The following is a 23437-nucleotide window of genomic DNA, read 5'->3' on the forward strand; positions in this document are numbered from 1 at the left end:
ATTCGGCTATTGCCCTGCAATGCAGGGCAATAATTAAATTACTTTTTCGTTAGTGCTGAGATTCTGCTTGAAAGCGAGAATAAACGAATGAAACCTTCTGCATGAGATTGGTCATATACATCATCTTCGCCGAAGGTTGCGAAATCTTCGCTGTATAAGCTATTCGGTGATTTTTTCTGTACCGCAGTGACTTGGCCTTTATAAAGCTTAAGTACTACTTCACCCGTTGCTAACTTAGACAGTGATTCAGCACCTGCAAGAATCGAGTCTTTTAATGGCGTAAACCAACGACCATCATAGACTAAATGAGAGAACTCACCACCAAGCACTTCTTTCCATTTACGGCTTGATTTATCTAGCACTAACTCGTCAATCGCTTGAAGAGCTGCCATGATCACAGTGCCTCCAGGTGTTTCATAACAGCCACGCGACTTCATACCCACTAAACGGTTTTCTACGATATCAACACGACCCACACCATGCGGCGCAGCAATGTCATTTAATTTAACTAAGCAGTCATATGGTTTTAATGACTCACCGTTAACAGCAACCACTTCACCTTCAACAACGTTTAATGTTACATATTCTGCTTCATTAGGTGCTTGCTCTGGCGAGTTAGTCCATGTCCATACTTGATCACTTGGTTGGCACCATGGATCTTCAAGCTCACCACCTTCGTGAGAAATATGCCAAGCATTCGCATCACGGCTATAAATTTTCGTAGCTGACGCAGAACACGGAATATTACGCTCAGCTAAGTAATCAAGTAATGATTCACGGCTTGATAAGTCCCACTCACGCCATGGTGCAATCACTTTTAGATCTGGTGCAAGGGCTGCGAAACATGACTCAAAACGCACCTGATCGTTACCTTTACCAGTACAACCATGTGAAAGCGCATCAGCACCTACTTTACGGGCAATTTCAACCTGCGCTTTAGCAATGATTGGACGCGCCATAGACGTACCTAGTAAATAAGTGCCTTCGTAAATAGAACCCGTTTTTAAAGTTGGGTAAATATAATCACTGACCATTTCGCCTTTTAAGTCTACGATATGGCATTCCGACGCACCTGAAGCAATGGCTTTTTCTTCAACGCCTTCAAGCTCCTCTGCGCCTTGACGTTTACATCAGCAACAAACGCGATTACTTCACAGCCGTAGTTTTCTTTTAACCATGGCACGATTGCCGATGTATCAAGACCACCAGAATAGGCTAATACGACTTTTTTAATTGAACTCATTGGTGTTCCTTAAACAAAATTTGGATTTAATAATGTGACAAGTAGAGCGTTTTGCGCGTGCATACGATTCTCTGCTTGTTGAATAATTTTTGATGCTGGACCATCCATTACCTCAGAGGTAATTTCAAACTCACGATGCGCTGGCTGACAATGCAGTACAGTCTGCGCACCGGTTTTCTCTAATAGGGCTTGGTTAAGCTGATAAGGCATATATTTAGCTTTTACCTGCTCAAGCGGTGTTTTATCACCCATTGAAACCCAGGTATCAGCATAGACTGCATTTGCGCCAACTGCCGCCTCAATTCTGTCACTCACCATAACAGACGCGCCATTCATTGCTGCAATTTGCTCTGCTTGCTTGAGAATTTGCGAATCTGGCGAACTGCCTTTAGGACAAACTGCAACAAAATCAGTGCCTAAATTGGCTGCTAATAGCATTAGAGAGTGTGTGACGTTGTTACCTTCACCTAAGTAAGCAAGCTTTAGTTTGCTAACATCGCCATGCACTTCTTGCAGCGTTAAAAAGTCAGCAAGTGCTTGGCATGGGTGATATAAATCACATAGGCTATTAACAACAGGCACCGATGAATATTCAGCAAGTGTGGTCAGTGTTTTGTGCGCATTCACGCGAGCAACAATGCCATCAGCCCAAGTTGAGATATTAAGAGCAAAATCTTTAACCGATTCACGAGCGCCCATGGCACCATTTTGTGAATCTAAATAAACTGCGTGACCACCCAGTTTATTAATACCAATATCAAATGATAAACGAGTACGTAAACTTGGCTTTTCAAACAAGGTAACCACTGATTTGCCCGCTAATGCTTGGCTGAAGTCTGTTGGGTTTGCTTTAATTTTTTGCGCTAAGTTTAGTAATTTAAGTGCGCCTTTTTGGTCTAATTCAAGACCATTTAAGAAATTTTTTAACATGAAATACCTATGGTGTAATTTTCGTTCCTACATGCTCGCCTTTTAATAAAGCGACTAAGTTCTCTGGCTTCAGCCAGCTTGAGATATACACACCACGTCGTAAATGTTGGGCAGCAAGAAGGCTGGTCTTTACTTTGACCTCCATCCCGCCCTGAATAACTCCTTCAAGGATAAGTGTTTCGATTTGCTGCGTATTAAGTTGATGTAGTGGCTGCTTATTGGCATCAAGCACAGCCTCTACATCTGTCATAAAAATAAGTTCTGCATTAAGCTCTTTAGCGATAGCCGCTGCAGCTTCATCTGCATTGACGTTGTACCATTGGCCATCTTCCCCAAAACCAATAGAGCTCACTAGAGGTAAACGACCTTGTTCAAGCATGCTAGGTAGCACGCTGTCACAACTACCTGAGCACTGACCTACTTGCGCCAATACTTTAAGTTTTTCAGATACCAGTACACCCGCTTCATAAAGGCTTAAACCAACAGGTTTGTGGCCAGCGCTGATTGCTTGGCTCATCAATTGTTTATTGGCACAACCGGCAAGAGCACCAACAATATATGGCATTTGCTCATTTGGGCTGATACGTAAACCTTGATGTTTTGCAGTTACAAAGCCGGCGTCTTTAAGCCAAGCATCAACCAAGGCACCACCACCATGAACAATAACAAAGTTATCTTGTTCAGAGGCTAAAACATCAAAAAGCGCTTTTGCGGCATCTGCGCTATTTAACACAGCACCACCGACTTTAATGATCCAAGTTTTCATTACAGCGCTCCTACCAAACCAGTGTGGTGAGGTTCACCCATGGCTAAATTAATACACTGTAATGCTTGCCCAGCTGCGCCTTTTAGAAGGTTATCAATCGCTGACATAACGATGAGTTGCTCACCTTTTTGCTGCCATGCAATATCAACAAATGGTTGTTTAGCGACGCCTTTAATGCTTGGAATTTTATTGCCAAGTAAACGAATTAACGGCTCGTTAGCTAACACTTGATACGCCGCGCTCACTTGCTCTACTGTTACGCCTGGTTTTAATTGCACATAAATAGTTTCTAAGATTCCGCGAGGGAAATTACCTAAATGTGGGGTGAATAACACAGGGTGACCAAGGTGCTGCTCAATCTCAGGTGTGTGTCTGTGGTTAAACAAGCCATAAGGAGCAAGTGACACTTCGCAAAAGTGCGTGTTAACACTGGCTTTTCTGCCAGCGCCTGTAACACCTGACACCGCATTAACAATAATGGCTTGATCAGCTAATAGCCCTGCTTCTTTAAGTGGTTTTAAAGAATTAAGAGCCGCTGTTGGGTAACAACCCGCTACAGCTACAAGGTCCGCTTTACTAATTGCATCGCTATTCCATTCGGCTAAACCATACGCTGCTTGCTCTAAAAGCGCAGGGTGTTCATGTGCGAAACCGTAATAAGTCAGGTAATCCTCATTCCCAGCTAAACGGAAACCACCAGATAGGTCGAATACTTTTTTACCCATGGCTAAAAATTTCGGAGCAAGATCAACACTGACCTTGTGATCAGTACACAGGCATACATAGTCAGCATTGCTTTCGATATCTTGGAAAGCCTCAGCTGTTAGAGGTTGTAGTGGATACTCTAACAATCCAAGGTGCTCAGGGTATAAATCGCTTAATAATTTGCCTTTATCTAAACTCCCTTCAGACACATAACATGCTTGTAGGGTCAGTTTGGGGTGCTTAGCAACTAAACTTGCTAGCTCTGCGCCGCTATAACCACTTGCGCCAATAATCACTACATTCATTGCTTACTTTTACCTATTAAATCTGTTTATCGATACGCCTAAAATTACTCGCTCAATTGCGAATAAAAACACTGTCTAAAGTAATCAAATCAGGTTATCGTCGTTTCGTGTTCATCGTACAGCTTTACCAATATTTATGCTCAAAAAGTGAATTGATATTCATCATAAATACTTTTATATTGTTATGCAATTAGATTGAATAATTATTTTTGGATTTTTTTATGTCGCTACCCTCTTTTATATCTATGTATCAGCAGCTAATTGCTGCCCCTTCAATTAGTGCGATTGAAGATTCTTTGTGCATGAGCAATAAAGGGGTAATTACCTTGCTCGCAGACTGGTGCGAAAGCCTGGGTTTTACATGTGAAATAACAGAGCTTGAAAACGGCAAAAATCCGTTACAACTTATTAGCTAAACGCGGTAAAGGAGATGGCGGTTTAATGCTTGCAGGTCATACTGATACTGTGCCATTTGATGATAGCCGCTGGAACTACGATCCATTTAAACTCAGCGAGCATGACAATAAACTATATGGCTTAGGTAGTATCGATATGAAAGGCTTTTTTGCCTTTGTACTACAGGCTATCAGCGAGCTTGATGAAACTAAGCAAACAGAGCCACTTTTAATCCTAGCCACAGCCGATGAAGAAACCACAATGGCAGGTGCGCAACAAATTTGCCGTCACCCAGACTTAAAACCAGCGCGCTGTATTATTGGTGAGCCAACAGATATGACGCCGGTATTTACTCATAAAGGTCATATGAGTACAGCCATTAGAGTAATTGGTCGCTCAGGCCATAGTTCCGATCCTGAACGTGGTTTAAACGCCATCGAAGTCATGCATAAAATGATTACAAAATTGTTAATCATCAAAGAAGAATTAAAGAATAAATATTCAGTTGAGCACTTTGAAATTCCGTACCCTACTTTGAACCTTGGTCATATTCATGGTGGCGATAATGCCAACCGCATTTGTGGTTGTTGTGAAATGCACATTGATATGCGGCCTTTACCTGGTTTAAGTGTGCAAGAACTACAAGCGATTTTGCTAACAGCCGCAGAAGAGATTAATGCCCAATACCCAAATGCAGTGAGCGTTATCGACATGCATGAACCTATCCCAGCATTTAGTGGTAGCACTGATACAGCACTTGTAAAGCTGGCCGAAAAAATCTCAGGTCAACCCGCTGTCGCTGTAAACTATTGTACAGAAGCCCCTTTTATTCAACAGCTTGGCTGCGAAACCATCGTCATGGGGCCCGGCTCAATTAACCAAGCCCACCAGCCAGATGAGTTTTTGGCGATGGAAAAAATTAAACCATCACAAGCGATTATCAGTAACATGATTAAAGCAAGCTGCTTTAGTGAATAACGGGAGCATCACGCTCCCTTTGTTAATCCATATACTTACTTAAATATTTTTTAAATACCGGGTCGGTTTTCGCCAGCTCTTTTTGCTCCGCTAAAATATCTTTTAGAATTGCTTTAGAGGTTAACGGGTTGGCTAATACAACACGAAAAACCACGGTGGGCTGATGGTCATATTTTGCAGGAGTTAAACGTGTACGCGATACAAAAGAGCGACCCGCTTCACGCTGACGCTTTTGCATGCTTGCAGTAAAGCGATTCAACGAAGCGTAAATATCTAATTTCGTTTCTTTGTCTGCATCTTTCAGTTTCGCTTGGATTTCTTTTGGTACGTAACGATAGGTTAATAGGCAAAGCTCAGGCTCTGAGATTAACTCAAAGTCTTCATCCTGCTTGATCATGTCGGCAAAAGTGCGCGCTTTCACGATACTGCGATCAATTAGCATCTCGTAGCCTTTACGGCCAATAACACGTAAGCAAGCATGCACTAACATTGCCATACCTGGGCGGCTGCCCTCAAGGGTATGACTGCCTAAATCTTTTGAGCCTTTACGAAGAATATATTCCGCATGATGCTCAATAGCATCCGTCGCTGCAGGGTCTTTAAATAACACCAGACCCGCTCCCATTGGCACATACATTTGTTTGTGAGCATCAATGGTAATTGAATCAGCGCGTTCGATACCGTTTAAAAGGTGGCGGTAATTTGAAGAAAGTAAGGTTGCACCACCCCATGCAGCGTCAACATGAAAATGACAGCCAAGTTCTTCGCTTAAATCAGCCATTTCATTGAGTGGATCTATGCTGCCCGTTTCAGTCGTACCAGCAACACCCACAAGTGCCATTACCTTAATGCCAGACGCTTCAAGCTCATGGGCCTTTTTACGCATCGCATCGACATCGACTTTATTATTTTCGCCGGTTGCGATTGCAACAATGTTATCGCGACCAATACCCAGTAGATCAACGGTTTTGCCTAATGAGTAATGACATCGCTCAGAAACAAGCACAGCTAAGCCTTTGTAACCGTAGTGCAGCATTCCAGCGATTAAACCCTGTGCAGCAATACCTTTATAGTCACCATTGGCTTTTAATAAACGGTTGCGGGCAATCCATAAGGCGGTAATGTTAGCGACAGTGCCGCCTGAACAGAATGCGCCTAATGACGTTTTCGCACTGTGCATCCATTTGCTATAAAAGCTGTCGTCTTCACCATAAGCAAGGTGATGCATCATGCCCAAAACTTGTCTTTCTAGAGGCGTAAATGCCTTTGAAGTTTCAATTTTTACTAGGTTTTGGTTTAGACCGACCATTAATTTAGAAAGCGGTAACACAAAATGCGGTAACGCTGAGGTCATGTGACCAATAAAGCTTGGTGCAGCAGTATGCACTGAATGAGCAACCAACTGCTCCATAATATCTTGAGCATAATCAGAAACAAAGGTTGGCTCTTCTGGGATAGTGGCCGTTTGAAAGTCTTTTTCAATTTCGTGCAAAGGCTTTTCAATTGCAGCTATATTCTCATTTAAGAACCCAGCTAAGTTGCTAGAAATTTCAGATTCGATTTTACTTAATGTCGAGTCTGGTGCTTCTGGCACCGTAAAAATACGAATCAAGCTTTCTTTAGAGGCGACGGCACAACGCTTTTGATCCATCCTAATACCCATAATTAGCAGCTAAAAATGCACCTGATGATGGGACATCTTGGTGAACACTTTTGCGGCACTGTTGCTACGAAATTGGCTAACTTTACTGGAATATCACGAAAATGTCTCGCATAAAGCTAAAAAGGCATAATTTCGATGACAAAAAAATGATTTATTGATGAAATTTGCGGTCAATTTATACTATCAGAGAAGTATTTTTTAAGTATAATCAAACGATAACCGCAAAGGGAACGTTTATGCCCAAAGGAATGCAAAAAACTAGCTGGCTGCTATATGGTTTCGCCGTTTTTTTTATTAGTTTATTTGGCTATATCTATTATACCTATGAAACCACACGTAGTGAGATCATGGCAAATATCGATAGCAAATTGCTAAATGCCGCGGTCAGTGTCAAGCATATCCTAGGTGATGACTACCATAATACAGTCAATGCTGGTCTACCTATTTCCAGTTCTACCTACAAAGAAAAGAGTCTTGCCCTTTCAGAGTACGCAAAGCAAATGCAACTTGCTTATGTGTATGCAATGGTCCTTCGCGATGACAAAGTCTACTTTAGCGCCTCAAGTTACACTCAAAAAGATCAAAACACTGGTCGTGTCACACAGTTTTTAGATGCCTACCCCGAAGCGACAGAACTTAACAAAGAAGCCTTTTATTCGACCGAACCCGTTTTTGAAATATCGCAGGATCAATGGGGGTATTTTAAAAGTATCTTTGTTACTTTTGTCGATGATAATGGCCAAACTTATATAACTGGCGCAGACATTACTATAAGTGACTTAAACCAGCAGCTTCAGCAAAGCGTTACAAGGGCGATGGTTACCAGTAGCTTTTTCTTCTTTATTGCATTACTTATAGCAGGATTATATTTTTTACAGCTTAAACGCTCGCTATCAACAGACGCACGCACTGGCTTTGCTAATCATGTTGCCCTTGAATATCACATAAAGAAAACGACCAAACACCGTATGGAATTGGCGATTATCATCATCAACGAGCTTGAAGACATCAGCAGTTTTTATGGCAGTGAAGTGAGTGATAAAGTGATGGCTAACATACTTAGGTACTTTCAATCACGTATACCTCGTGATGGCGGTATTTACCGCTTAACAACCAATAAAATCGCATTATTACGTACTCATACTGATGAGCATAATATCGACGAAGTAATAAACGCTTTTAACAATGCGATCCCAGCACTGAAAGAACCGTTTATTTATGTCAGCTTATCCGCAGGTGTCGCTACAGGTAATAAATTATTACTGATAGAAAACGCCCACATAGCACTTCAGCAGGCCAAACTAAACAACCAGCGTTTAATACGCTATGAAAATGTTTTTAAACAAGTTGAAGAACAATTTAAAAGTAACGTTTTCCTTGCTAAAGAAGTCAAAGAAGCCTTCGATAACAATCGCATAGTGCCTTATTTTCAAGCAATTTATAACAACCAAAGTAAGGCCGTAGATCATTATCAATGCCTTGCCAGAATGGTAAGTTCAACTGGACGTATTCACGCACCTGATTACTTTATGATGGTACTAAAGCGCTCACGCATGGATGGCCCCTTGAGACGTACTATATTTACTCGTTGTATTGAGCAATTTAGGAAAACCAATGTACGCTGGAGTATCAACATTACCGCACAGGATATCCTTGACCCAAGCTTGAGCGAGTTTTTTGAATTACAGCTAAGGCGTTATCCGCAACCCCATAATATTATCTTTCAATTCCATGAACGCGATGCGATTGCTTACTTTGGTGAAATAAAAACCTTTATTAGCACTTTAAAGAATAAAGGAGCTCAGGTTTTTATTAATGAATTTGGCGCAGGCTTTTCAAACTTGCCTCACATTAGGAAGCTTGAGAATCGATGGCTTGAAATTAGATAAAGGATTGGTAAGCCAAATTCATACTAATAAAGATAACTATCTGTTTATTGAAAACTTGGTGAAATACGCTCAGCAACTAAAATTAGATGTAATCGCTGAGCAAGTTGATAACGAACAAATAGCAGACGCGCTTGCTCGTGCAGGTGTTACTTTAATGCAAGGGAGTCATTTTGCACCGCCAACTCCCTATATTCATTAAAGGTTGATCACCAAGCGGTGGCTTTGTTGACCACTGGCCCAATATTTACGTTCGAATGGGGTAATTGCAGTATCACTTTCATACAGCTCAACATCGCACTTATGCCCTGCAAGCTCTAATGAGCGAGCAAACTCTTTTACGTATATATCCCAATTGCTTCTGAGCTCTAAGCGACCGCCTAATTTAACGATAAACGGAAATATAGCAGCGCCATGCCATCGTCTTTGCAAGTGCTTGGCTTTTGGCCAAGGATTTGGATACAGCAGATAGTGATGGCTTGGCTGCCAGTTTGCAGCCACCGCCAAGCGCCAGAAATCGTTTAAATCAGCTTGCACTAAAATGTACTGCCCCGCATCCGTTTGCTTGTATTCGATATCATGCTTATCTAGACGATGTGATGATTTATCAATGCCAATCACTAACGCATCTGGGTGGCGCTTTGCTAAGTTTGCGGTGCTTTCACCTACCCCACAACAGGAATCAAGAATAATAATCCTGCAAACGCTTGCACCTTTTCGTTTACCTGATCAAAAGCCGCTTGCGTATGCTCTGCAATCGGCTTTTTAAATTCAGCACTTAAGTGCTTTAAAACAATTTCGTCTAGCTTTTCATGTAAGCCAGGTTGATTCGATACAATACTTCTCGAATTTGCATCCGTCATTAGTGTCTAAGCCCCACACCACGTTTAATAAGGGTTAATGCTAAGGTAAATAACCCCACAATAAATAAACCAAGTACACCAAATGCTACCGATAAGTCGACATCAGACACACCTAAGAAGCCATATCTAAATGCATTCACCATATAAATAATTGGGTTTACTTGCGATACGCCTTGCCAAAATTCTGGCAACAAGGTGATAGAGTAAAACACCCCACCTAGATAAGTCAGCGGCGTTAAAATAAAGGTCGGGATAATACTAATATCATCAAAGCTATTAGCATAAATAGCATTGATAAGTCCGCCTAATGCAAACACAGCCGACGTTAAAATAACCGTAGCCATAATCACAAAAATATTATGAATTTGAATATCAACAAATAGCAAAGAGACACAGGTAACAATTAAACCAACCAGCATGCCTCGTGTCATACCACCGCCCATGTAGCCAAGTACAATGATGTAGTTTGGCACTGGTGCAACTAAAAGCTCTTCAATGCTTTTTTGAAATTTAGTCGAATAAAAACTCGAGGCAACATTCGAGTAAGAGTTGGTGATCACCGACATCATAATCAGACCCGGGACAATAAACTCCATATAACTAAAGCCACCCATATCACCGATACGAGAACCAATCAGATTACCAAAAATCACAAAATACAGGCTCATCGTGATTGCCGGCGGAACTAAGGTTTGCACCCAAATACGTAAAAAGCGAATACACTCTTTGATCCAAATACTTTTTAGCGCTACTCCATATTTAAACATTATTCGCCTCGCCCTTGTTCTAATAACCCTACAAACAGCTCTTCTAATCGGTTTGCTTTATTTCGCATACTCAGCACAGTATTACCTTGTTCAGTCAGCGCACTAAATACTTGGTTTAAGCCCTGAGACTTCGCCACTTCAACTTCTAAAGTGTGGTCGTCAGTCAGTATGTATTTGTAACCGTCGATGCTAATTGGCTGCACAGGTTGCTTTAAATCCAGTACAAAGGTTTCTTTATCAAGCTTGGCAAGTAACGCTTTAATGGTGGTGTTTTCAACAATCACACCGCTGTCGATAATCGCGATGTTTTTACATAACAGCTCAGCCTCTTCAAGGTAATGGGTAGTCAAGATGATGGTCACACCTTGCTTATTTATCTCGCGAAGAAAATCCCACATAGAGCGGCGCAACTCAATATCAACACCGGCTGTTGGTTCATCTAAAATGAGTAATTTAGGTTCATGCATCAGTGCACGAGCAATCATTAAGCGGCGTTTCATACCACCTGAAAGGGTGCGCGCTTGTTTATCTTTTTTCTCAAATAAACCAAGCTGCTTTAAGTATTTTTCAGCGCGCTCATGCGCCAGCTTTCTTGGTACACCGTAATAGCCCGCTTGGTTCACCAAAATTTGATTTAGTGTTTCAAACTGACTGAAATTAAATTCTTGCGGTACTAAGCCAAGTTCTGACTTAGCTGCTTCAAGGTCTGTATCAATGTCGTGACCAAATACCTGTACTCGACCGGCACTTTTATTTACTAACGATGAGATAACACCAATAGTGGTTGATTTACCTGCCCCGTTTGGTCCAAGTAAGGCAAAGAAGTCGCCTTGCTGAACTTGTAAATCAATGCCTTTTACGGCTTCAACACCATTTTTATAAACCTTTTTTAGGCCTTCAATATTTAATGCGATCGTTTTTTCGCTCACTGTTTGCCCTCTCCATAACCCCAACGTTTCGTCAAAGTATGTTCAATGTTTAAATGATCTAAAATTCGCGCCACCATAAAATCAACCAAATCGGAAATCTGCTCTGGTTGATGATAAAAGCCCGGTGCCGCAGGCATAATAGTTACGCCGAGCCGTGCTAGCTTCAGCATGTTTTCAAGGTGGATTTCGCTAAATGGCGTTTCACGCGGGACTAAAATCAGCTGCCCACGCTCTTTAATGACCACGTCAGCGGCGCGTTCGAGTAAGTTATCTGATGCCCCGACCGCAATTGCAGATACTGAACCTGCACTACACGGGCATACCACCATTTTTTTCGGCGCAGCAGAGCCAGATGCAACAGGGCTAAACCAGTTGTCTTTACCAAATACTTTAAGTTGCTCAGGAGCGGCATTAAAAAGTGTACTCAGTTGCTCTGTCGCTTTGTCTTCATTACCCGAAAGTTTGATATTCGATTCTGTATCAAAGACCACTCTTGCCGCACTTGAAATCAATACATACACCTGAAACTGCTGTTCAAGTAATACTTCTAATAACCTTAAGCCATAAGGAGCCCCAGAGGCACCGCTAAAAGCTAACGTTATTTTATCTTTAAATTGCATACAGTTAAGCTCCGTATACTGGTTAGTTTTGTTCAAGAGCAGTGATTAAACGCTGATGAATACCTTCAAAACCACCATTACTCATAATTAAAATATGTTGTGACGGCGCACTGTTGCCAACAACCTGAGTAATGATTTCCTCAGTGCTTTTCATGCAATGCATACCTGCTTTGTCTGCATATTCTTTCAGCGACCAGCTTAAATTTTCTGGCTCAAATAAATACACATCATCTGCTGCATCGAGTGAATCAATTAAGGTTTGTTGATGCACGCCCATTTTCATAGTGTTTGAACGAGGCTCTAAAATAGCAACTATCTTATCAGTGCCTACTTTTGCACGTAGCCCTGCTAAGGTCGTTTTAATTGCCGTTGGATGATGGGCAAAGTCGTCATACACTTTTATTGAGTTAATGTCGGCTTTCAGCTCCATACGACGCTTAGGAGAGATAAACTCAGCTAAGCCTGCAATACTGACTGATACCGCGATGCCTACGTGTCTGGCTGCTGCAATGGCCATTATGGCATTTTTGACATTGTGCTCGCCCATGGCTTGCCAGCTGACAACACCTTGCGCTTGTGAATCTAGAAGCACTTCAAATTCACTACCATCAGCTTTAAGTAAGCGGTAATCCCAATCACCTAACAGTGTTTCGCTTTCGCTCCAAAGGCCACGTTCAATCACATCTTGTAGTGCTTCGTCTTGGCTTGGCCAAATTACTTTGCCACTACAGGGTAATGTACGCATCAAATGATGAAATTGTTTCTTTATCGCGTTTAAATCTTCAAAAATATCAGCATGATCAAATTCAAGATTATTCAGAATTAAGGTACGCGGTAAGTAGTGTACAAATTTACTGCGTTTATCGAAAAACGCCGTGTCGTATTCGTCGGCTTCAATAACAAAAAATGGTGTTTCGCCAACACGAGCAGAGACACCAAAGTTTTGCACGATACCACCAATCAAAAAGCCCGGTGTCATTCCAGCGTATTCAAGTAACCATGCTAGCATACTAGCTGTGGTTGTTTTGCCGTGTGTGCCTGCTACAGCCAACACCCACGAATTTTGCAGTAAATTATGCTTTAACCATTCTGGGCCAGAAGTATAAGGTAAGCCTTTATCAAGTACGTACTCAACGCAAGGATTGCCTCGACTCATAGCATTACCAATTACCACCATATCTGGCGCAGGTTCTAGTTGGGCAACGTCATATCCTTGAGTGAGCTTTATACCTAGCTCTTCTAATTGTGTGCTCATCGGTGGGTACACATTTTGATCAGAGCCTGTCACTGTGTGACCTAACGATTTAGCGATTGCGGCAATACCACCCATAAAGGTGCCACAAATTCCAAGAATATGAATATGCATCTACTGTCCTGAGCAAAATGAATAAGAGATAAGTAAGGCGCTATAATGCCAAATATAAGCTTTACTTACCATTACTACACGGCATTAGACTTTTGCCAAATAGCCAACATAAAAAAACACCTCAACGTGAGGTGTTTTTGAATTAAGTTTAAAGCCTGTTTACAGCATTAAGAATGCAAACAAACCAACACCTAATAGTAAGCGATAGATAACAAATGGCATCATGCCCATGCGCTCAATCACTTTTAAGAAAAAGAAAATACAGGCGTAAGCCGACACAAATGATAAACCAGCGCCTAGTAAAATTGCATGCCAATCAATCGCCTCACCTGCAGTAGCCAACTGATATACATAATATGAACCTGCTGCAGCAATAACTGGAATTGACATTAAAAATGAAAAACGCGCAGCACTTTGTTTGTTTAGGCCCAGCATTAAACCCACTGTAATAGTAATACCTGAACGGGATGTACCAGGGAATACCATAGCAAGCACTTGTGAAAAGCCCAGCAATAGCGCACTAAAAAAGTTTACTTGGTAAATATTTTTAACTTGCTTTGCTTTAGCATCGGCATACCAAAGTAGCAAACCAAATACGATGGTTGAGGTGGCAATAACCCATGCATTACGCGAGTAGCTCTCTACAAAATCTTTGAATAAGTAACCAATTAATAATGCAGGAATAGTCGCAACAATAATCCACCAGCCTAAACGACTATCATCGGTTGCACCTTGTGCACCAAACGACTTAAACCAAGCACCAAGAATATCGACCACTTCTTTTCTAAAGTACAATACAACTGCACCTAAGGTTCCAACATGAACAGCCACATCAAATGCTAAGCCTTGATCGTGCCAACCTAAAACTTGTGAGGGTAAAATTAAATGCGCTGAGCTCGAAATAGGTAAAAACTCAGTCAATCCTTGGATCAGGGCTAAAACAATTATCTCAATAATACTCATGGGTTAGAAAACTCCACCTTCCATAGTTTTTGTTGGGGGTTGTAATAATTATTCCATAACTCAGCCAAAGTTAGCTTAGCTACGGGGTGATAAAAATCAGGCGCTATTTCAGCAAGAGGCTGTAATACAAACGCATTTTTGGTTATTTCATCCCGCGGTAATTGCGCAGGTGTTTCACAGATAATGTCATCATAAAACAATAAATCGAGATCTAATGTCCGCGGGCTAAACTTTTTATCTTCACGGGTGCGGCCATTATCAAGTTCAATTTTTTTCAGTAATTTACATAGTTCAGCTAATGGCATATCTGTTTTTGCTGCAACAACTGAATTATAAAAATTACTACCTGCAAACCCCACCGCTTCACTTTCGTATACTGATGAATGAATAAAATCAGGAAAGTAAGCTTTCAGCGCGATAAGCGCCTGTCGAAGATAATGCTCTTTATTGACATTAGAACCTAGGCTTATAAAAATTTGCGCCATCTCTAATTTGCCTTACATCGGGTGATCTCAACTCCAACAGTTTGCGCTTGTGGCACTGCGGCTGGTTTACTCACGCGAATAGTGACTTGGCGGGTCGCAAATTCAGCTAAAATAATGGCAGCTAATTGCTCAACTAAAGTTTCTAGTAACTCAACAGGTTTTGCCGTTGTGTGCTCAATCACTCGCTCACTCACTTTGGCATAATCAAGAGCCAAATTTATATCATCTGTCGCCGCTGCGGCAGAAATATCACATAACATTTCGATATCAAAATACAGGCTTTGTTTACTTTCTTTTTCAAAATCATACACGCCAATGATGGTGTCTACGTGCAGTTGTGATATATATACCTTGTCCATTGATACTCCAAGCGACATAAATATTAAAAACAATACTCAGCCTTAACGCTTATTAATTTTAATAATGCGCTATATAAGCTGTCATACTGTTTTAATATGTAAAAATTACCCCTACAATAACGAATAGATGCATTGCATAGGGTGCTTACATCCGACTCGACGAGAGTGGCAAATGGTTTTGCCGCCAATGATAGCCCAAAAGTGCAGATTAAAAAATAAGGAAGCGCGTGTTAGAAGTTTTAATGTTAGTTTTGGCTTACATACTAGGTTCGGTCTCTTCCGCTATCCTTGTATCTCGGCTGTTTAAACTACCAGACCCACGCAGTCATGGATCGAATAACCCGGGTGCTACAAATGTTTATCGCCTTGGTGGTAAAGTCCCCGCTGTTTTAGTTCTTGTCTTTGATATTTTAAAAGGAACCATCCCTGTTTGGGGTGCTTACTTTTTAAAGATAGAGCCACTAATGTTAGGTTTAATTGGTGTAGCTGCTTGTTTGGGTCATATGTATCCACTGTTTTTTAGCTTTAAAGGTGGTAAAGCCGTCGCGACCGCTTTTGGCACGTTATTACCCATTGGTTTATCGCTAGGGGGGATGTTGATTGCAACTTGGCTTTTAATTGTTGCTATCACGCGTTACTCATCTCTCGCGGCACTGGTTACGGTTTCATTAGCGCCTATTTATACTTGGTGGATAAAACCTTTGTATACTCTGCCAGTTACCTTTTTAACCGTACTGATAATTTTCCGCCACAGAGCAAACATTACTCGCTTGATGGCTGGGGAAGAACCTAAAGTAGGGGCTAAGAAGAAAGCCCCAGAGCAGGAATAGTGATGTAAATTAAAGCGCTTCGAGTGAATCAATAGGTTAGCGCGGCTTAGTTTTCATATCAAGGCTAGCAAACTGCCCTGCCTTTAAGCGCTGCATACCAGCGTAAGCAATCATTGCACCGTTATCTGTACAAAACTCTGTGCGCGGGTAATACACACGCCCTTTCATGCCTTGCATTACTCGTTCAAGTTGCGCACGCAATTGCACGTTTGCACTCACACCACCGGCGATCACTAAACGTTTGATACCAGTTTGCTTTAATGCACGTTTGCATTTAATGATTAAGGTATCAATTACCGCTGTTTGGAATGCATGAGCAATATCAGCTTTGGTTTGCTCGTCATCATCGCTATCACGAATAGCAAGCGATGCCGCCGTTTTTAAACCACTAAAACTAAAATCTAAGCCAGGTTTATCAGTCATCGGACGTGGAAATACAAAACGCTTAGGCGTACCCTGCTCCGCAAGTTTTGCTAAACGCGGGCCACCAGGGTAATCAAGACCTAATAACTTCGCGGTTTTATCGAATGCTTCACCAGCCGCGTCATCAACTGACTCTCCCAGCACTTCGTATTCACCAATGCCAGATACTTTTACCATCATAGTATGGCCGCCAGACACCAGTAGTGCGATAAACGGAAATTCCGGTTTGTCCTCTTCAAGCATTGGCGCAAGTAGGTGACCTTCCATATGATGTACAGCAACCGCTGGAATATTCCAACCATAAGCCAGTGAGCGACCAATTGAGGTTCCCACCAGAAGCGCACCAACAAGTCCAGGGCCTGCGGTGTATGCAATGCCATCTAAGTCTTCAGGACCACAACCCGCTTGTGCAAAGGCAGCATCAATCAAAGGTAAGGTTTTACGTACGTGATCGCGAGAAGCAAGCTCAGGAACCACACCGCCATAATCAGCATGTACTTTTACTTGGCTATACAGTTGATGTGCTAATAAGCCTTGTTCATCATCATAAATGGCAATACCCGTTTCATCACATGATGATTCAATACCTAAAATTCGCATCAATTACTCCGCCAAGAAAAAACAAATGCGTATTTTACAGTGAAAATACGCATTACTGAATATTAAATTGCAATACCAATATTGGTTTGACCGTCAGATACCGCAAGTTGCTTAAGCTCTTTTACGTTCTCTGAGGTAATTGGATCATTTGCTCTACAAAATCAATAAGCTCTGCAAGCACATCAATTTCATACTGCATTAAAGGGTGTTCACGAACAGCTTTGTTATCAGCAATTTCACCATCCACTGTTAGTTGATATTCAATGAAACGAGCCACTGAAGCCTGTGAAATTTTACTAATATTTAAAAACTCTTGTTCATCTTTGGCTATCAAACCGTGCAGCATGCCAAGCAAAGCTGTCGCTGTATCGATTGCGGGATAGGTGCCAAACATGTCAAAGTCAGTAAGCTCTGGCACGTTTGGTTCAATTTTTTCAATTTGCTTTTCAAGGCTGATTTTACTTTTTGGCAGTAAGATTTTTTCCCAGCAAACACTCAATGCGCTACGAAAAACCGCGGCATCACCGAACCCTGTTGCTTCACTAAATAAGCTGTAATTAGGCAGCATACGCTCAAGTAATGCGCCACCTAATACCGCTTTTTGCAAATAGTTTAATTCTCTAATACGTTGAAAATTATTCGCTTTCGTCATTCTTTACAGTCCCACAAGACCAACATATTTCAAATGTTGCTCCGTTAAGCTCATGACATTTTGGGCATACCCAGTCAGGAGCCGATTGTTTTAATTGCCGGTAGTTTAGCAATATTTCTTGCGCCTGGCGCTCTTTTAATGCGTAAACAAGTATATCGACCCCTGTTTGTTCAAATGGGATCTCCCCAAGCGCCCCTTGTAAAAGCTCACCTTGCAGTTGCGATTCGATCCCTTTACTTTTTAAAAGCCCTTTAATAATGTTTGCCTCTAAGCCATTTTCAGCCTGAAACACTTTTACCCAAGTGAATGGGTCCTGCTTCGCAGGTTGATTTAAATTACTGTTTTGCAAATCACTTCCCTTTTACTTTTCTATCTTTAAATCCTAAACTACGCTAGCAACTAACTTCGCTGCAATGCTTATTTCAAGGTAGCCACATGACTTTAACAACACCGGGATTGTTATTCCCAGCAATTTCTTTACTGTTACTTGCTTACACCAACCGTTTTTTGGTGCTTGCTCAGCTTATTCGAGAGCTCAATGCACGTGAAGGAGAAAGTATCCGCCCATTAGTTGTTGCACAGATTACCAATTTAAGAAAACGCATTAAATTAATTCGCGTAATGCAAGTTTATGGTGTTGCCTCTTTTTTAATGTGTACCTTATCAATGTTTGCATTATTTATAGAATTTAATACTACTGGAATCATTTTATTTGGCATCAGCCTCGCGTGCTTAGCCTTGTCGCTTCTCACCTCTTTGTATGAGATCCACATTTCTTGCGATGCAATCGAGATTGAATTGAAAAATATCGAAAAAAAACCTCTTTCAGATAAGGCAGAGTAAAATTCACCCTCTATACTTATTGTATGAGATACAACAATAAGTGGTGCTTTTGTGGATGATTTTTTATTTTCTGAAGAATCCTTAGAAGAAAATAATGTAGGTACGGAAGAGGCTGAATACTGGCATATTCTTGTTGTTGATGATGAAGAAGATATTCATCAAGTTACGAAACTAGTATTAGCTGGGTTCACTTTTGAAAATAAAGCGCTTCGCTTTTATCATGCCTATTCTGCTGCTGAAGCGAGAGAGCTTTTAGGTAAAGGAACTCCATTTTCAGTGGCACTTGTTGATGTGGTAATGGAAACAAACCACGCAGGCCTCGATCTCATTCAATACATCCGCGATGAAATAGAAAACCATGATATACGTTTAATACTGCGTACAGGTCAGCCTGGGGAAGCCCCTGAAGAAGCCATCATTCGTGATTACGATATCAATGATTACAAAAATAAAACTGAGCTCACCGCGATAAAAATGAAAACTTTGCTCTATTCAGCGCTACGATCACATCGTGATATTCAGATTATTGATCATCATAAACATGGCCTCGAACAAATTATCAATGCCTCAGCCAATTTCCTAAAATGTGATAGTGTGCAAGAGTTTGCCTCCACAATTTTAAACCATGTTACTAACGTAATGGGGATAAGTGACAGAGAAATATATTGTGCCGCTGCGGTTAACCTGCAATCATCGCCAGCTAATGACTTTCAATTACTTGCCGCTTCAGGTGTTGAGCCAACTCCATGTAAAAATAAAATTCCTGAGGATGTAAAAAACTTATTTATTGATGCACATGAAAGAAAATCGTCTTTAAAAAACAGCACAGATTACATTGGCTACTTTCCAACAAAAGCAGGCCTTGAAACTATGCTGTATGTCAATAAAGGTTCAAAACTGCAAAATACAGACTATCAACTGCTAGAATTTTACGCCAATAATATCGCACTTGCTTATGACAACTTAAAGCTTAGAGAAATGGTCAAAGAGTCACAAAAAGAGTTGTCGTATATTCTTGGCGAAGCAGTCGAAAAGCGCTCAAAGGAAACTGGCTCACATGTTAAACGTGTCGCTTTGTACAGTGAGTTACTCGCAAAATTATATGGCTTGGATTCGTTCCGCTGTGAAATCATTAAACTGGCTTCACCATTACATGATATTGGTAAAATTAGTATTCCAGACAAGATTCTAAATAAGCCTGGTAAACTCACTGATGAAGAATGGGAAATAATGAAAACTCATGCCGAAACTGGCTATGAAATACTAAAAAACTCAACAAACGAAATATTAAACTGTGGGGCCTTAATTTCCTACCAACACCATGAAAAATGGGATGGAACTGGTTATCCGCAAGGACTAATTGGTGATAATATCGATATTGTTGGTCGAATTACTGCAATTGCAGATGTATTTGACGCACTTTGCAGTGACCGATGCTACAAAAAAGCATGGCCACTCGATGATGCTCTCTCATTGATAAAAGAGCAACGTGGGAAACATTTTGATCCAATTTTAGTCGATCAGCTACTTGAAAATTTAGCGCTTTTCTTAGAAATTAAGGAACGTTATCCTGATTGATGTAACTTTTCTGTAAAACAAGTACTTCCCAATACGGGTACAATACTTTACTATGCCTCTCGTGATGTAAAATTGTACCGCCTGGATGTAGGGCTTACTTATAACAAGGGACTATTAAAGTGAGATTTGAACAACTTGAACAATTCGTAGCATTAGGCGTGCTAAGGCATTTCCGCCAAGCTGCAGAGAAAACTCAAATAAGCACTTCTGCATTAACTAGAAGTATTCAAACACTTGAAGATGAAATTGGTTATGAGCTAGTTACTCGCTCTACTCGCTCAGTAAAGTTAACCAAAGAAGGTGAGCTTTTCCTAGAGTATGCAAAACAAACTCTCGACAATCTTGAAGAAACCAAGAAGCATTTATTTGAATCATTAAACGGCTGCGCAAGTGAAAAACTGATTATTGGCTACACCAACAAAGCGAGCACGGTTGTGCCTGTTTCTTGCGGTCAGTTTTTAGCGCAGTACCCTCATGTGAAAATCGAGATGCAGTTGCAAGAGCAAAGTGAGCTAGTACGTAAACTGCAATTAGGTGAAATTGATATCAGTGTATGTTCGCAAGCGATGAACAGCATTGGCAGCGATATACATTTACCTGATCAACTAATCATTTTCGTGGCTAAAAATCACCCGCTTGCAAATAAAAGTGACATTAGTAAACGCGACTTAGCTGACTACCCTATGTACAGCTGTTTTTCACAGTCAAAACAAGTGCAATCTATGCTAAACGATGCAATTGATTCCTTTGATAAAACATCAAGCATCAAAGTAGGCAGTATTGAACAAGTTATGGATGGTCTGAAAAAATCAAACCATATCGCGATTGCCAGCATTGAGCATGCTAATAGTGTGTCATCTGATCCGGAGTTACTATTATTAAAAACTAATAAAGGTATCGCACACGACCAGCTAATAATCCAAACAAACCAACAAATCAATGAGAATTCTCACGTTAGCCACTTACTCGATCTCATTGAAAAAACGGCCCTTTCAAGCCAAGGTTAGAAGCTATTTAATCTACTGCTAGCCTGTAATTAATCAGGCTAGCCAATCTTTTTTTATTTCTTCATTTTTACTGCATAAAAAGCGTGCATCACACAATTTTTCATATACACTTACGCACCTTTTTTTGATTGTGCACATGAATGACCGCACCGCTTATTACCGACACATACTTAGATGCTATTGAACGTACTGGTTATGCTGTTGTTGAAAACGCGATTAATGAAAGCTTAATTGCTGATTTAATTGCCGATTGCTATCGCATTAATCCGCATTTTCATACCGCAGGTATTGGCCGATTAAACGACCAACAAATAGATAAAACTGTTCGTAAAGATAAAACCTTTTGGTTTGATAGCTCAAGCCAAGCACAAATTACTTATCTGGCGACCATGGAAGCAATAAAGACACAGTTAAACCGTGGCTTTTATTTAGGCTTATTTGACTATGAATGCCATTATGCAAAGTATCAACAAGGTGACTTTTATAAAAAGCACTATGATGCCTTCAAAGGCCGTTCTAATCGCATTTTTACAACGGTTTGTTACTTAAATACGCCTGAATCTGGCGGTGAATTGGTGATCTACAAACCAAAGAGTAAAGAGATTGAAATAGTCATTAAACCTCAAGCGGGCTTATTGGTGATGTTTGAAAGCGAACGCTTTATGCATGAAGTATTACCCGCAAACGATGTACGCTACTCAATTGCGGGTTGGTTCAGAAAAAATGCCTCAATCAGCGGTATTATCGACCCACCAAGATAATTAAAAGGACAGTGGCAAGGATGCTGCTAAACCGATAAAAATCACTAACCCCACATAGTGATTATTCAAAAATGCTTTGAAGCAAGGCTCTCGCTCTCGTTTATGAATAAGCGTTTGTTGATAAAGTAAAAAACCAACCGCTGCAGCTAAGCCCAGCCAATATGGCAAGCCAAGCTGATGACTCATACCTATGTAAGCAAGAATCGCAATAAATAAGGCATTGAGTAAAAAGATGATATGTCTGTCATAGCTGGCAAACAAGATTGCTGTCGATTTAACGCCAATTTTTAAGTCATCATCTCTATCAACCATGGCATACATGGTGTCATAAGCCACAGTCCAAACAAGATTCGCGATAAATAGGAGCCAGGCTTCTAATGGTACTGAGCCAATTGATGCCATATAAACCATTGGAATAGCCCAACTGAATGCCGCGCCAAGTACAACTTGCGGCAGCTGGGTGTAGCGCTTCATAAATGGATAACAGAACGCCAGTGCTAAAGCACCAAACGATAGTAAAATCGTTGACCATCCAAGTGTTAACACTAAGCCAAACGCCACCACAATGAGCAGTACAAATAAGCTCAGAGCCTCACCACTTGATACCAAACCTGCTGCTAGCGGTCGCTGGGCTGTGCGCTTAACTGAGCCATCAATTTTACGATCGGCAAAGTCATTAATTACACAGCCGGCACTGCGCATCACAAAGACACCCAAACTAAATACCACAAAATTTAATAAGCTAGGCGTGCCAAGCTCGGCAAGCCATAGCGCCCAGTAAGTAGGCCACAATAATAATAAAGTGCCTATTGGCTTATCGGTACGCATTAATTGCTTATAGTAAGCTATATGTGCGACCTTAAGTGCAGCTAGCTTCATAGGTAAATATACGCTCCAGGTAAGAATACTTCAGCCACGAGAAAATGAGCATTAGATAAGCTAAATACACTGCGCCTTCCCCACAATGCTTGTGAAGAGTAGCCTATTTCAGCTGTTAAAGCTTGAATAGCGTGCTGCTGTGAAAACTCAGCAACTTCTATTTCAGTGCGCGATAAGTTTGGGTCTTGAAAAATAACATCGCCCAGCGGCCTTGTCCCCATACTTAGTAACTGCTGCTTTTTTAATGTATCATCTGCCGGCAACCAGCTTTGTGCATAAACCATTGGTTTACCATCGCATAGTAGTAACACTTCGCGATTTAATGCCTGACTTAAAGAGGTATTGAGTAATGCTTGTTGCTCGCGGGTTAAGTCAAAAGGTGCTTCGTTTAAAACTTTAACTGAAAAGACCTGACAGTGACTTTTAAGCTTAGCTGTTAATGACCCAGCTTCAAGCAACCAACTTTGCTGTTGTTGCGTCAAATCTGGAAATGCTGAAGCAGGCTGCCAATTTGCAGCTAATGAAACTGGGAATGTGATCACAACGACTCATTATTTTTAAAAACCGTGCAAATGATATCACTGCTGCACGTTTGGCAAAAGTCATGATTTAATCTCAAGCTGGGTTAAAAAACACAGAA

Annotated in this window: 22 protein-coding genes and 4 pseudogenes; 8 read left to right on the forward strand and 18 right to left on the reverse strand. The window is 41.0% G+C overall.

The features are described 5' to 3' along the window. Positions 1 to 38 precede the first annotated feature (38 nt). The 4 genes and pseudogenes from ACRWSG_RS05525 to argC form a co-directional block, all read right to left on the reverse strand. Positions 39 to 1243: pseudogene (locus ACRWSG_RS05525) on the reverse strand (argininosuccinate synthase). Positions 1244 to 1252: 9 nt separating this feature from the next. Next, entirely contained in the window at positions 1253 to 2173 is a 921-nt protein-coding gene (locus tag ACRWSG_RS05530; RefSeq protein WP_054551090.1) for an ornithine carbamoyltransferase, read from the reverse strand. Positions 2174 to 2180: 7 nt separating this feature from the next. Then, positions 2181 to 2939, reverse strand: a complete 759-nt coding sequence (gene argB / locus ACRWSG_RS05535; RefSeq protein ID WP_138599667.1) for an acetylglutamate kinase — start codon at positions 2937 to 2939, stop codon at positions 2181 to 2183. Continuing rightward, the gene (argC, locus tag ACRWSG_RS05540; protein WP_166340582.1) at positions 2939 to 3949 is read right to left on the reverse strand and encodes an N-acetyl-gamma-glutamyl-phosphate reductase; all 1011 of its coding nucleotides are present in this window, start codon (positions 3947 to 3949) and stop codon (positions 2939 to 2941) included. The genes argB and argC overlap by 1 nt, the downstream gene beginning before the upstream one ends. Positions 3950 to 4170: 221 nt before the next feature. Here argC and argE point away from each other — a divergent pair. Next, positions 4171 to 5323 (forward strand): annotated as a pseudogene (gene argE, locus ACRWSG_RS05545) (acetylornithine deacetylase). Between the two features lie 22 nt (positions 5324 to 5345). Here the strand turns inward: argE and panP are convergent. Beyond that, positions 5346 to 6974, reverse strand: coding sequence for a pyridoxal-dependent aspartate 1-decarboxylase PanP (gene panP / locus ACRWSG_RS05550; RefSeq protein ID WP_462165835.1), 1629 nt, complete (start codon positions 6972 to 6974; stop codon positions 5346 to 5348). A gap of 248 nt (positions 6975 to 7222) precedes the next feature. Between panP and ACRWSG_RS05555 the strand changes: the two genes are divergently transcribed. Both ACRWSG_RS05555 and ACRWSG_RS05560 read left to right on the forward strand, forming a co-directional pair. Then, positions 7223 to 8875 carry an EAL domain-containing protein gene (locus ACRWSG_RS05555; RefSeq protein WP_462165836.1) on the forward strand — a complete coding sequence of 551 codons (1653 nt, stop codon included), beginning with the start codon at positions 7223 to 7225 and terminating at the stop codon, positions 8873 to 8875. Continuing rightward, positions 8802 to 9074, forward strand: a complete 273-nt coding sequence (locus ACRWSG_RS05560) for an EAL domain-containing protein (protein WP_462165837.1) — start codon at positions 8802 to 8804, stop codon at positions 9072 to 9074. The genes ACRWSG_RS05555 and ACRWSG_RS05560 overlap by 74 nt, the downstream gene beginning before the upstream one ends. Here the strand turns inward: ACRWSG_RS05560 and trmB are convergent. From trmB to folB, 8 genes and pseudogenes are all read right to left on the reverse strand, one after another. Beyond that, a pseudogene (trmB, locus tag ACRWSG_RS05565) lies at positions 9071 to 9735 on the reverse strand (tRNA (guanine(46)-N(7))-methyltransferase TrmB). The gene ACRWSG_RS05560 and the pseudogene trmB sit on opposite strands and share 4 nt — an antisense overlap. After that, positions 9735 to 10502, reverse strand: coding sequence for an ABC transporter permease (locus tag ACRWSG_RS05570; protein ID WP_036970898.1), 768 nt, complete (start codon positions 10500 to 10502; stop codon positions 9735 to 9737). Before ACRWSG_RS05570 ends, trmB begins: the two are co-directional and overlap by 1 nt. Continuing rightward, positions 10502 to 11431 (reverse strand): ABC transporter ATP-binding protein, encoded by a 930-nt coding sequence (locus ACRWSG_RS05575; protein WP_209327189.1) that lies wholly within the window; start codon positions 11429 to 11431, stop codon positions 10502 to 10504. The genes ACRWSG_RS05570 and ACRWSG_RS05575 overlap by 1 nt, the downstream gene beginning before the upstream one ends. Beyond that, complete coding sequence (locus tag ACRWSG_RS05580; protein ID WP_054551081.1) at positions 11428 to 12051, reverse strand: flavin prenyltransferase UbiX; 624 nt, start codon at positions 12049 to 12051, stop codon at positions 11428 to 11430. The genes ACRWSG_RS05575 and ACRWSG_RS05580 overlap by 4 nt, the downstream gene beginning before the upstream one ends. A 22-nt stretch (positions 12052 to 12073) precedes the next feature. Continuing rightward, entirely contained in the window at positions 12074 to 13417 is a 1344-nt protein-coding gene (mpl, locus tag ACRWSG_RS05585; protein WP_462165838.1) for a UDP-N-acetylmuramate:L-alanyl-gamma-D-glutamyl-meso-diaminopimelate ligase, read from the reverse strand. A 159-nt stretch (positions 13418 to 13576) separates the two neighbouring features. Continuing rightward, positions 13577 to 14380: an undecaprenyl-diphosphate phosphatase gene (locus ACRWSG_RS05590; protein WP_194441813.1), complete on the reverse strand. Its 804-nt coding sequence runs from the start codon at positions 14378 to 14380 to the stop codon at positions 13577 to 13579. After that, a complete protein-coding gene (folK, locus tag ACRWSG_RS05595; protein ID WP_462165839.1) occupies positions 14377 to 14865 on the reverse strand; it encodes a 2-amino-4-hydroxy-6-hydroxymethyldihydropteridine diphosphokinase in 489 nt (162 codons plus the stop codon). Before folK ends, ACRWSG_RS05590 begins: the two co-directional genes overlap by 4 nt. 2 nt (positions 14866 to 14867) lie before the next feature. Then, positions 14868 to 15224 (reverse strand): dihydroneopterin aldolase, encoded by a 357-nt coding sequence (gene folB, locus ACRWSG_RS05600; RefSeq protein ID WP_462165840.1) that lies wholly within the window; start codon positions 15222 to 15224, stop codon positions 14868 to 14870. 227 nt (positions 15225 to 15451) lie between these two features. On the opposite strand from folB, the gene plsY reads away from it, so the two are divergent. After that, entirely contained in the window at positions 15452 to 16054 is a 603-nt protein-coding gene (gene plsY, locus ACRWSG_RS05605) for a glycerol-3-phosphate 1-O-acyltransferase PlsY (protein WP_138599657.1), read from the forward strand. A gap of 36 nt (positions 16055 to 16090) precedes the next feature. Here plsY and tsaD read toward each other — a convergent pair whose 3' ends face one another. The 3 genes and pseudogenes from tsaD to ACRWSG_RS05620 form a co-directional block, all read right to left on the reverse strand. Beyond that, on the reverse strand, positions 16091 to 17077 hold the full coding sequence (gene tsaD / locus ACRWSG_RS05610; RefSeq protein ID WP_462165841.1) for a tRNA (adenosine(37)-N6)-threonylcarbamoyltransferase complex transferase subunit TsaD: 987 nt from the start codon (positions 17075 to 17077) through the stop codon (positions 16091 to 16093). A gap of 62 nt (positions 17078 to 17139) precedes the next feature. Next, a pseudogene (locus tag ACRWSG_RS05615) lies at positions 17140 to 17729 on the reverse strand (YjaG family protein). Then, entirely contained in the window at positions 17713 to 18078 is a 366-nt protein-coding gene (locus tag ACRWSG_RS05620; protein ID WP_054551074.1) for a putative signal transducing protein, read from the reverse strand. The pseudogene ACRWSG_RS05615 and the gene ACRWSG_RS05620 overlap by 17 nt, the downstream one beginning before the upstream one ends. A gap of 86 nt (positions 18079 to 18164) precedes the next feature. Here ACRWSG_RS05620 and ACRWSG_RS05625 point away from each other — a divergent pair, with 86 nt between their 5' ends. The 4 genes from ACRWSG_RS05625 (at position 18165) to ACRWSG_RS05640 (ending at position 21918) form a co-directional block, all read left to right on the forward strand. Next, on the forward strand, positions 18165 to 18572 hold the full coding sequence (locus ACRWSG_RS05625) for a DUF2721 domain-containing protein (RefSeq protein WP_054551073.1): 408 nt from the start codon (positions 18165 to 18167) through the stop codon (positions 18570 to 18572). A 51-nt stretch (positions 18573 to 18623) separates the two neighbouring features. Then, positions 18624 to 20150 carry a response regulator gene (locus tag ACRWSG_RS05630; protein ID WP_054551072.1) on the forward strand — a complete coding sequence of 509 codons (1527 nt, stop codon included), beginning with the start codon at positions 18624 to 18626 and terminating at the stop codon, positions 20148 to 20150. A gap of 119 nt (positions 20151 to 20269) precedes the next feature. Beyond that, positions 20270 to 21157 (forward strand): LysR family transcriptional regulator, encoded by an 888-nt coding sequence (locus ACRWSG_RS05635; protein WP_054551071.1) that lies wholly within the window; start codon positions 20270 to 20272, stop codon positions 21155 to 21157. Positions 21158 to 21297: 140 nt separating this feature from the next. Beyond that, positions 21298 to 21918 carry a 2OG-Fe(II) oxygenase gene (locus tag ACRWSG_RS05640; protein WP_054551070.1) on the forward strand — a complete coding sequence of 207 codons (621 nt, stop codon included), beginning with the start codon at positions 21298 to 21300 and terminating at the stop codon, positions 21916 to 21918. On the opposite strand, the gene ubiA is transcribed toward ACRWSG_RS05640, so the two are convergent. Both ubiA and ACRWSG_RS05650 read right to left on the reverse strand, forming a co-directional pair. Then, the gene (gene ubiA, locus ACRWSG_RS05645) at positions 21919 to 22797 is read right to left on the reverse strand and encodes a 4-hydroxybenzoate octaprenyltransferase (protein ID WP_462165843.1); all 879 of its coding nucleotides are present in this window, start codon (positions 22795 to 22797) and stop codon (positions 21919 to 21921) included. Continuing rightward, positions 22794 to 23339 carry a chorismate--pyruvate lyase family protein gene (locus ACRWSG_RS05650; RefSeq protein WP_462165844.1) on the reverse strand — a complete coding sequence of 182 codons (546 nt, stop codon included), beginning with the start codon at positions 23337 to 23339 and terminating at the stop codon, positions 22794 to 22796. Before ACRWSG_RS05650 ends, ubiA begins: the two co-directional genes overlap by 4 nt. Between the last annotated feature and the right edge of the window lie 98 nt (positions 23340 to 23437).

This window comes from Pseudoalteromonas sp. GB43, from assembly GCF_054923805.1.

Excerpts from the sequence above, each read along its gene's own strand:
- ACRWSG_RS05530 (WP_054551090.1), bottom strand. The coding sequence starts at position 2,173 with ATGTTAAAAAATTTCTTAAATGGTCTTGAATTAGACCAAAAAGGCGCA.
- argB (WP_138599667.1), bottom strand. The coding sequence starts at position 2,939 with ATGAAAACTTGGATCATTAAAGTCGGTGGTGCTGTGTTAAATAGCGCA.
- argC (WP_166340582.1), bottom strand. The coding sequence starts at position 3,949 with ATGAATGTAGTGATTATTGGCGCAAGTGGTTATAGCGGCGCAGAGCTA.
- panP (WP_462165835.1), bottom strand. The coding sequence starts at position 6,974 with ATGGATCAAAAGCGTTGTGCCGTCGCCTCTAAAGAAAGCTTGATTCGT.
- ACRWSG_RS05555 (WP_462165836.1), top strand. The coding sequence starts at position 7,223 with ATGCCCAAAGGAATGCAAAAAACTAGCTGGCTGCTATATGGTTTCGCC.
- ACRWSG_RS05560 (WP_462165837.1), top strand. The coding sequence starts at position 8,802 with ATGAATTTGGCGCAGGCTTTTCAAACTTGCCTCACATTAGGAAGCTTG.
- ACRWSG_RS05570 (WP_036970898.1), bottom strand. The coding sequence starts at position 10,502 with ATGTTTAAATATGGAGTAGCGCTAAAAAGTATTTGGATCAAAGAGTGT.
- ACRWSG_RS05580 (WP_054551081.1), bottom strand. The coding sequence starts at position 12,051 with ATGCAATTTAAAGATAAAATAACGTTAGCTTTTAGCGGTGCCTCTGGG.
- mpl (WP_462165838.1), bottom strand. The coding sequence starts at position 13,417 with ATGCATATTCATATTCTTGGAATTTGTGGCACCTTTATGGGTGGTATT.
- ACRWSG_RS05590 (WP_194441813.1), bottom strand. The coding sequence starts at position 14,380 with ATGAGTATTATTGAGATAATTGTTTTAGCCCTGATCCAAGGATTGACT.
- folK (WP_462165839.1), bottom strand. The coding sequence starts at position 14,865 with ATGGCGCAAATTTTTATAAGCCTAGGTTCTAATGTCAATAAAGAGCAT.
- folB (WP_462165840.1), bottom strand. The coding sequence starts at position 15,224 with ATGGACAAGGTATATATATCACAACTGCACGTAGACACCATCATTGGC.
- tsaD (WP_462165841.1), bottom strand. The coding sequence starts at position 17,077 with ATGCGAATTTTAGGTATTGAATCATCATGTGATGAAACGGGTATTGCC.
- ACRWSG_RS05625 (WP_054551073.1), top strand. The coding sequence starts at position 18,165 with ATGACTTTAACAACACCGGGATTGTTATTCCCAGCAATTTCTTTACTG.
- ACRWSG_RS05640 (WP_054551070.1), top strand. The coding sequence starts at position 21,298 with ATGACCGCACCGCTTATTACCGACACATACTTAGATGCTATTGAACGT.
- ubiA (WP_462165843.1), bottom strand. The coding sequence starts at position 22,797 with ATGAAGCTAGCTGCACTTAAGGTCGCACATATAGCTTACTATAAGCAA.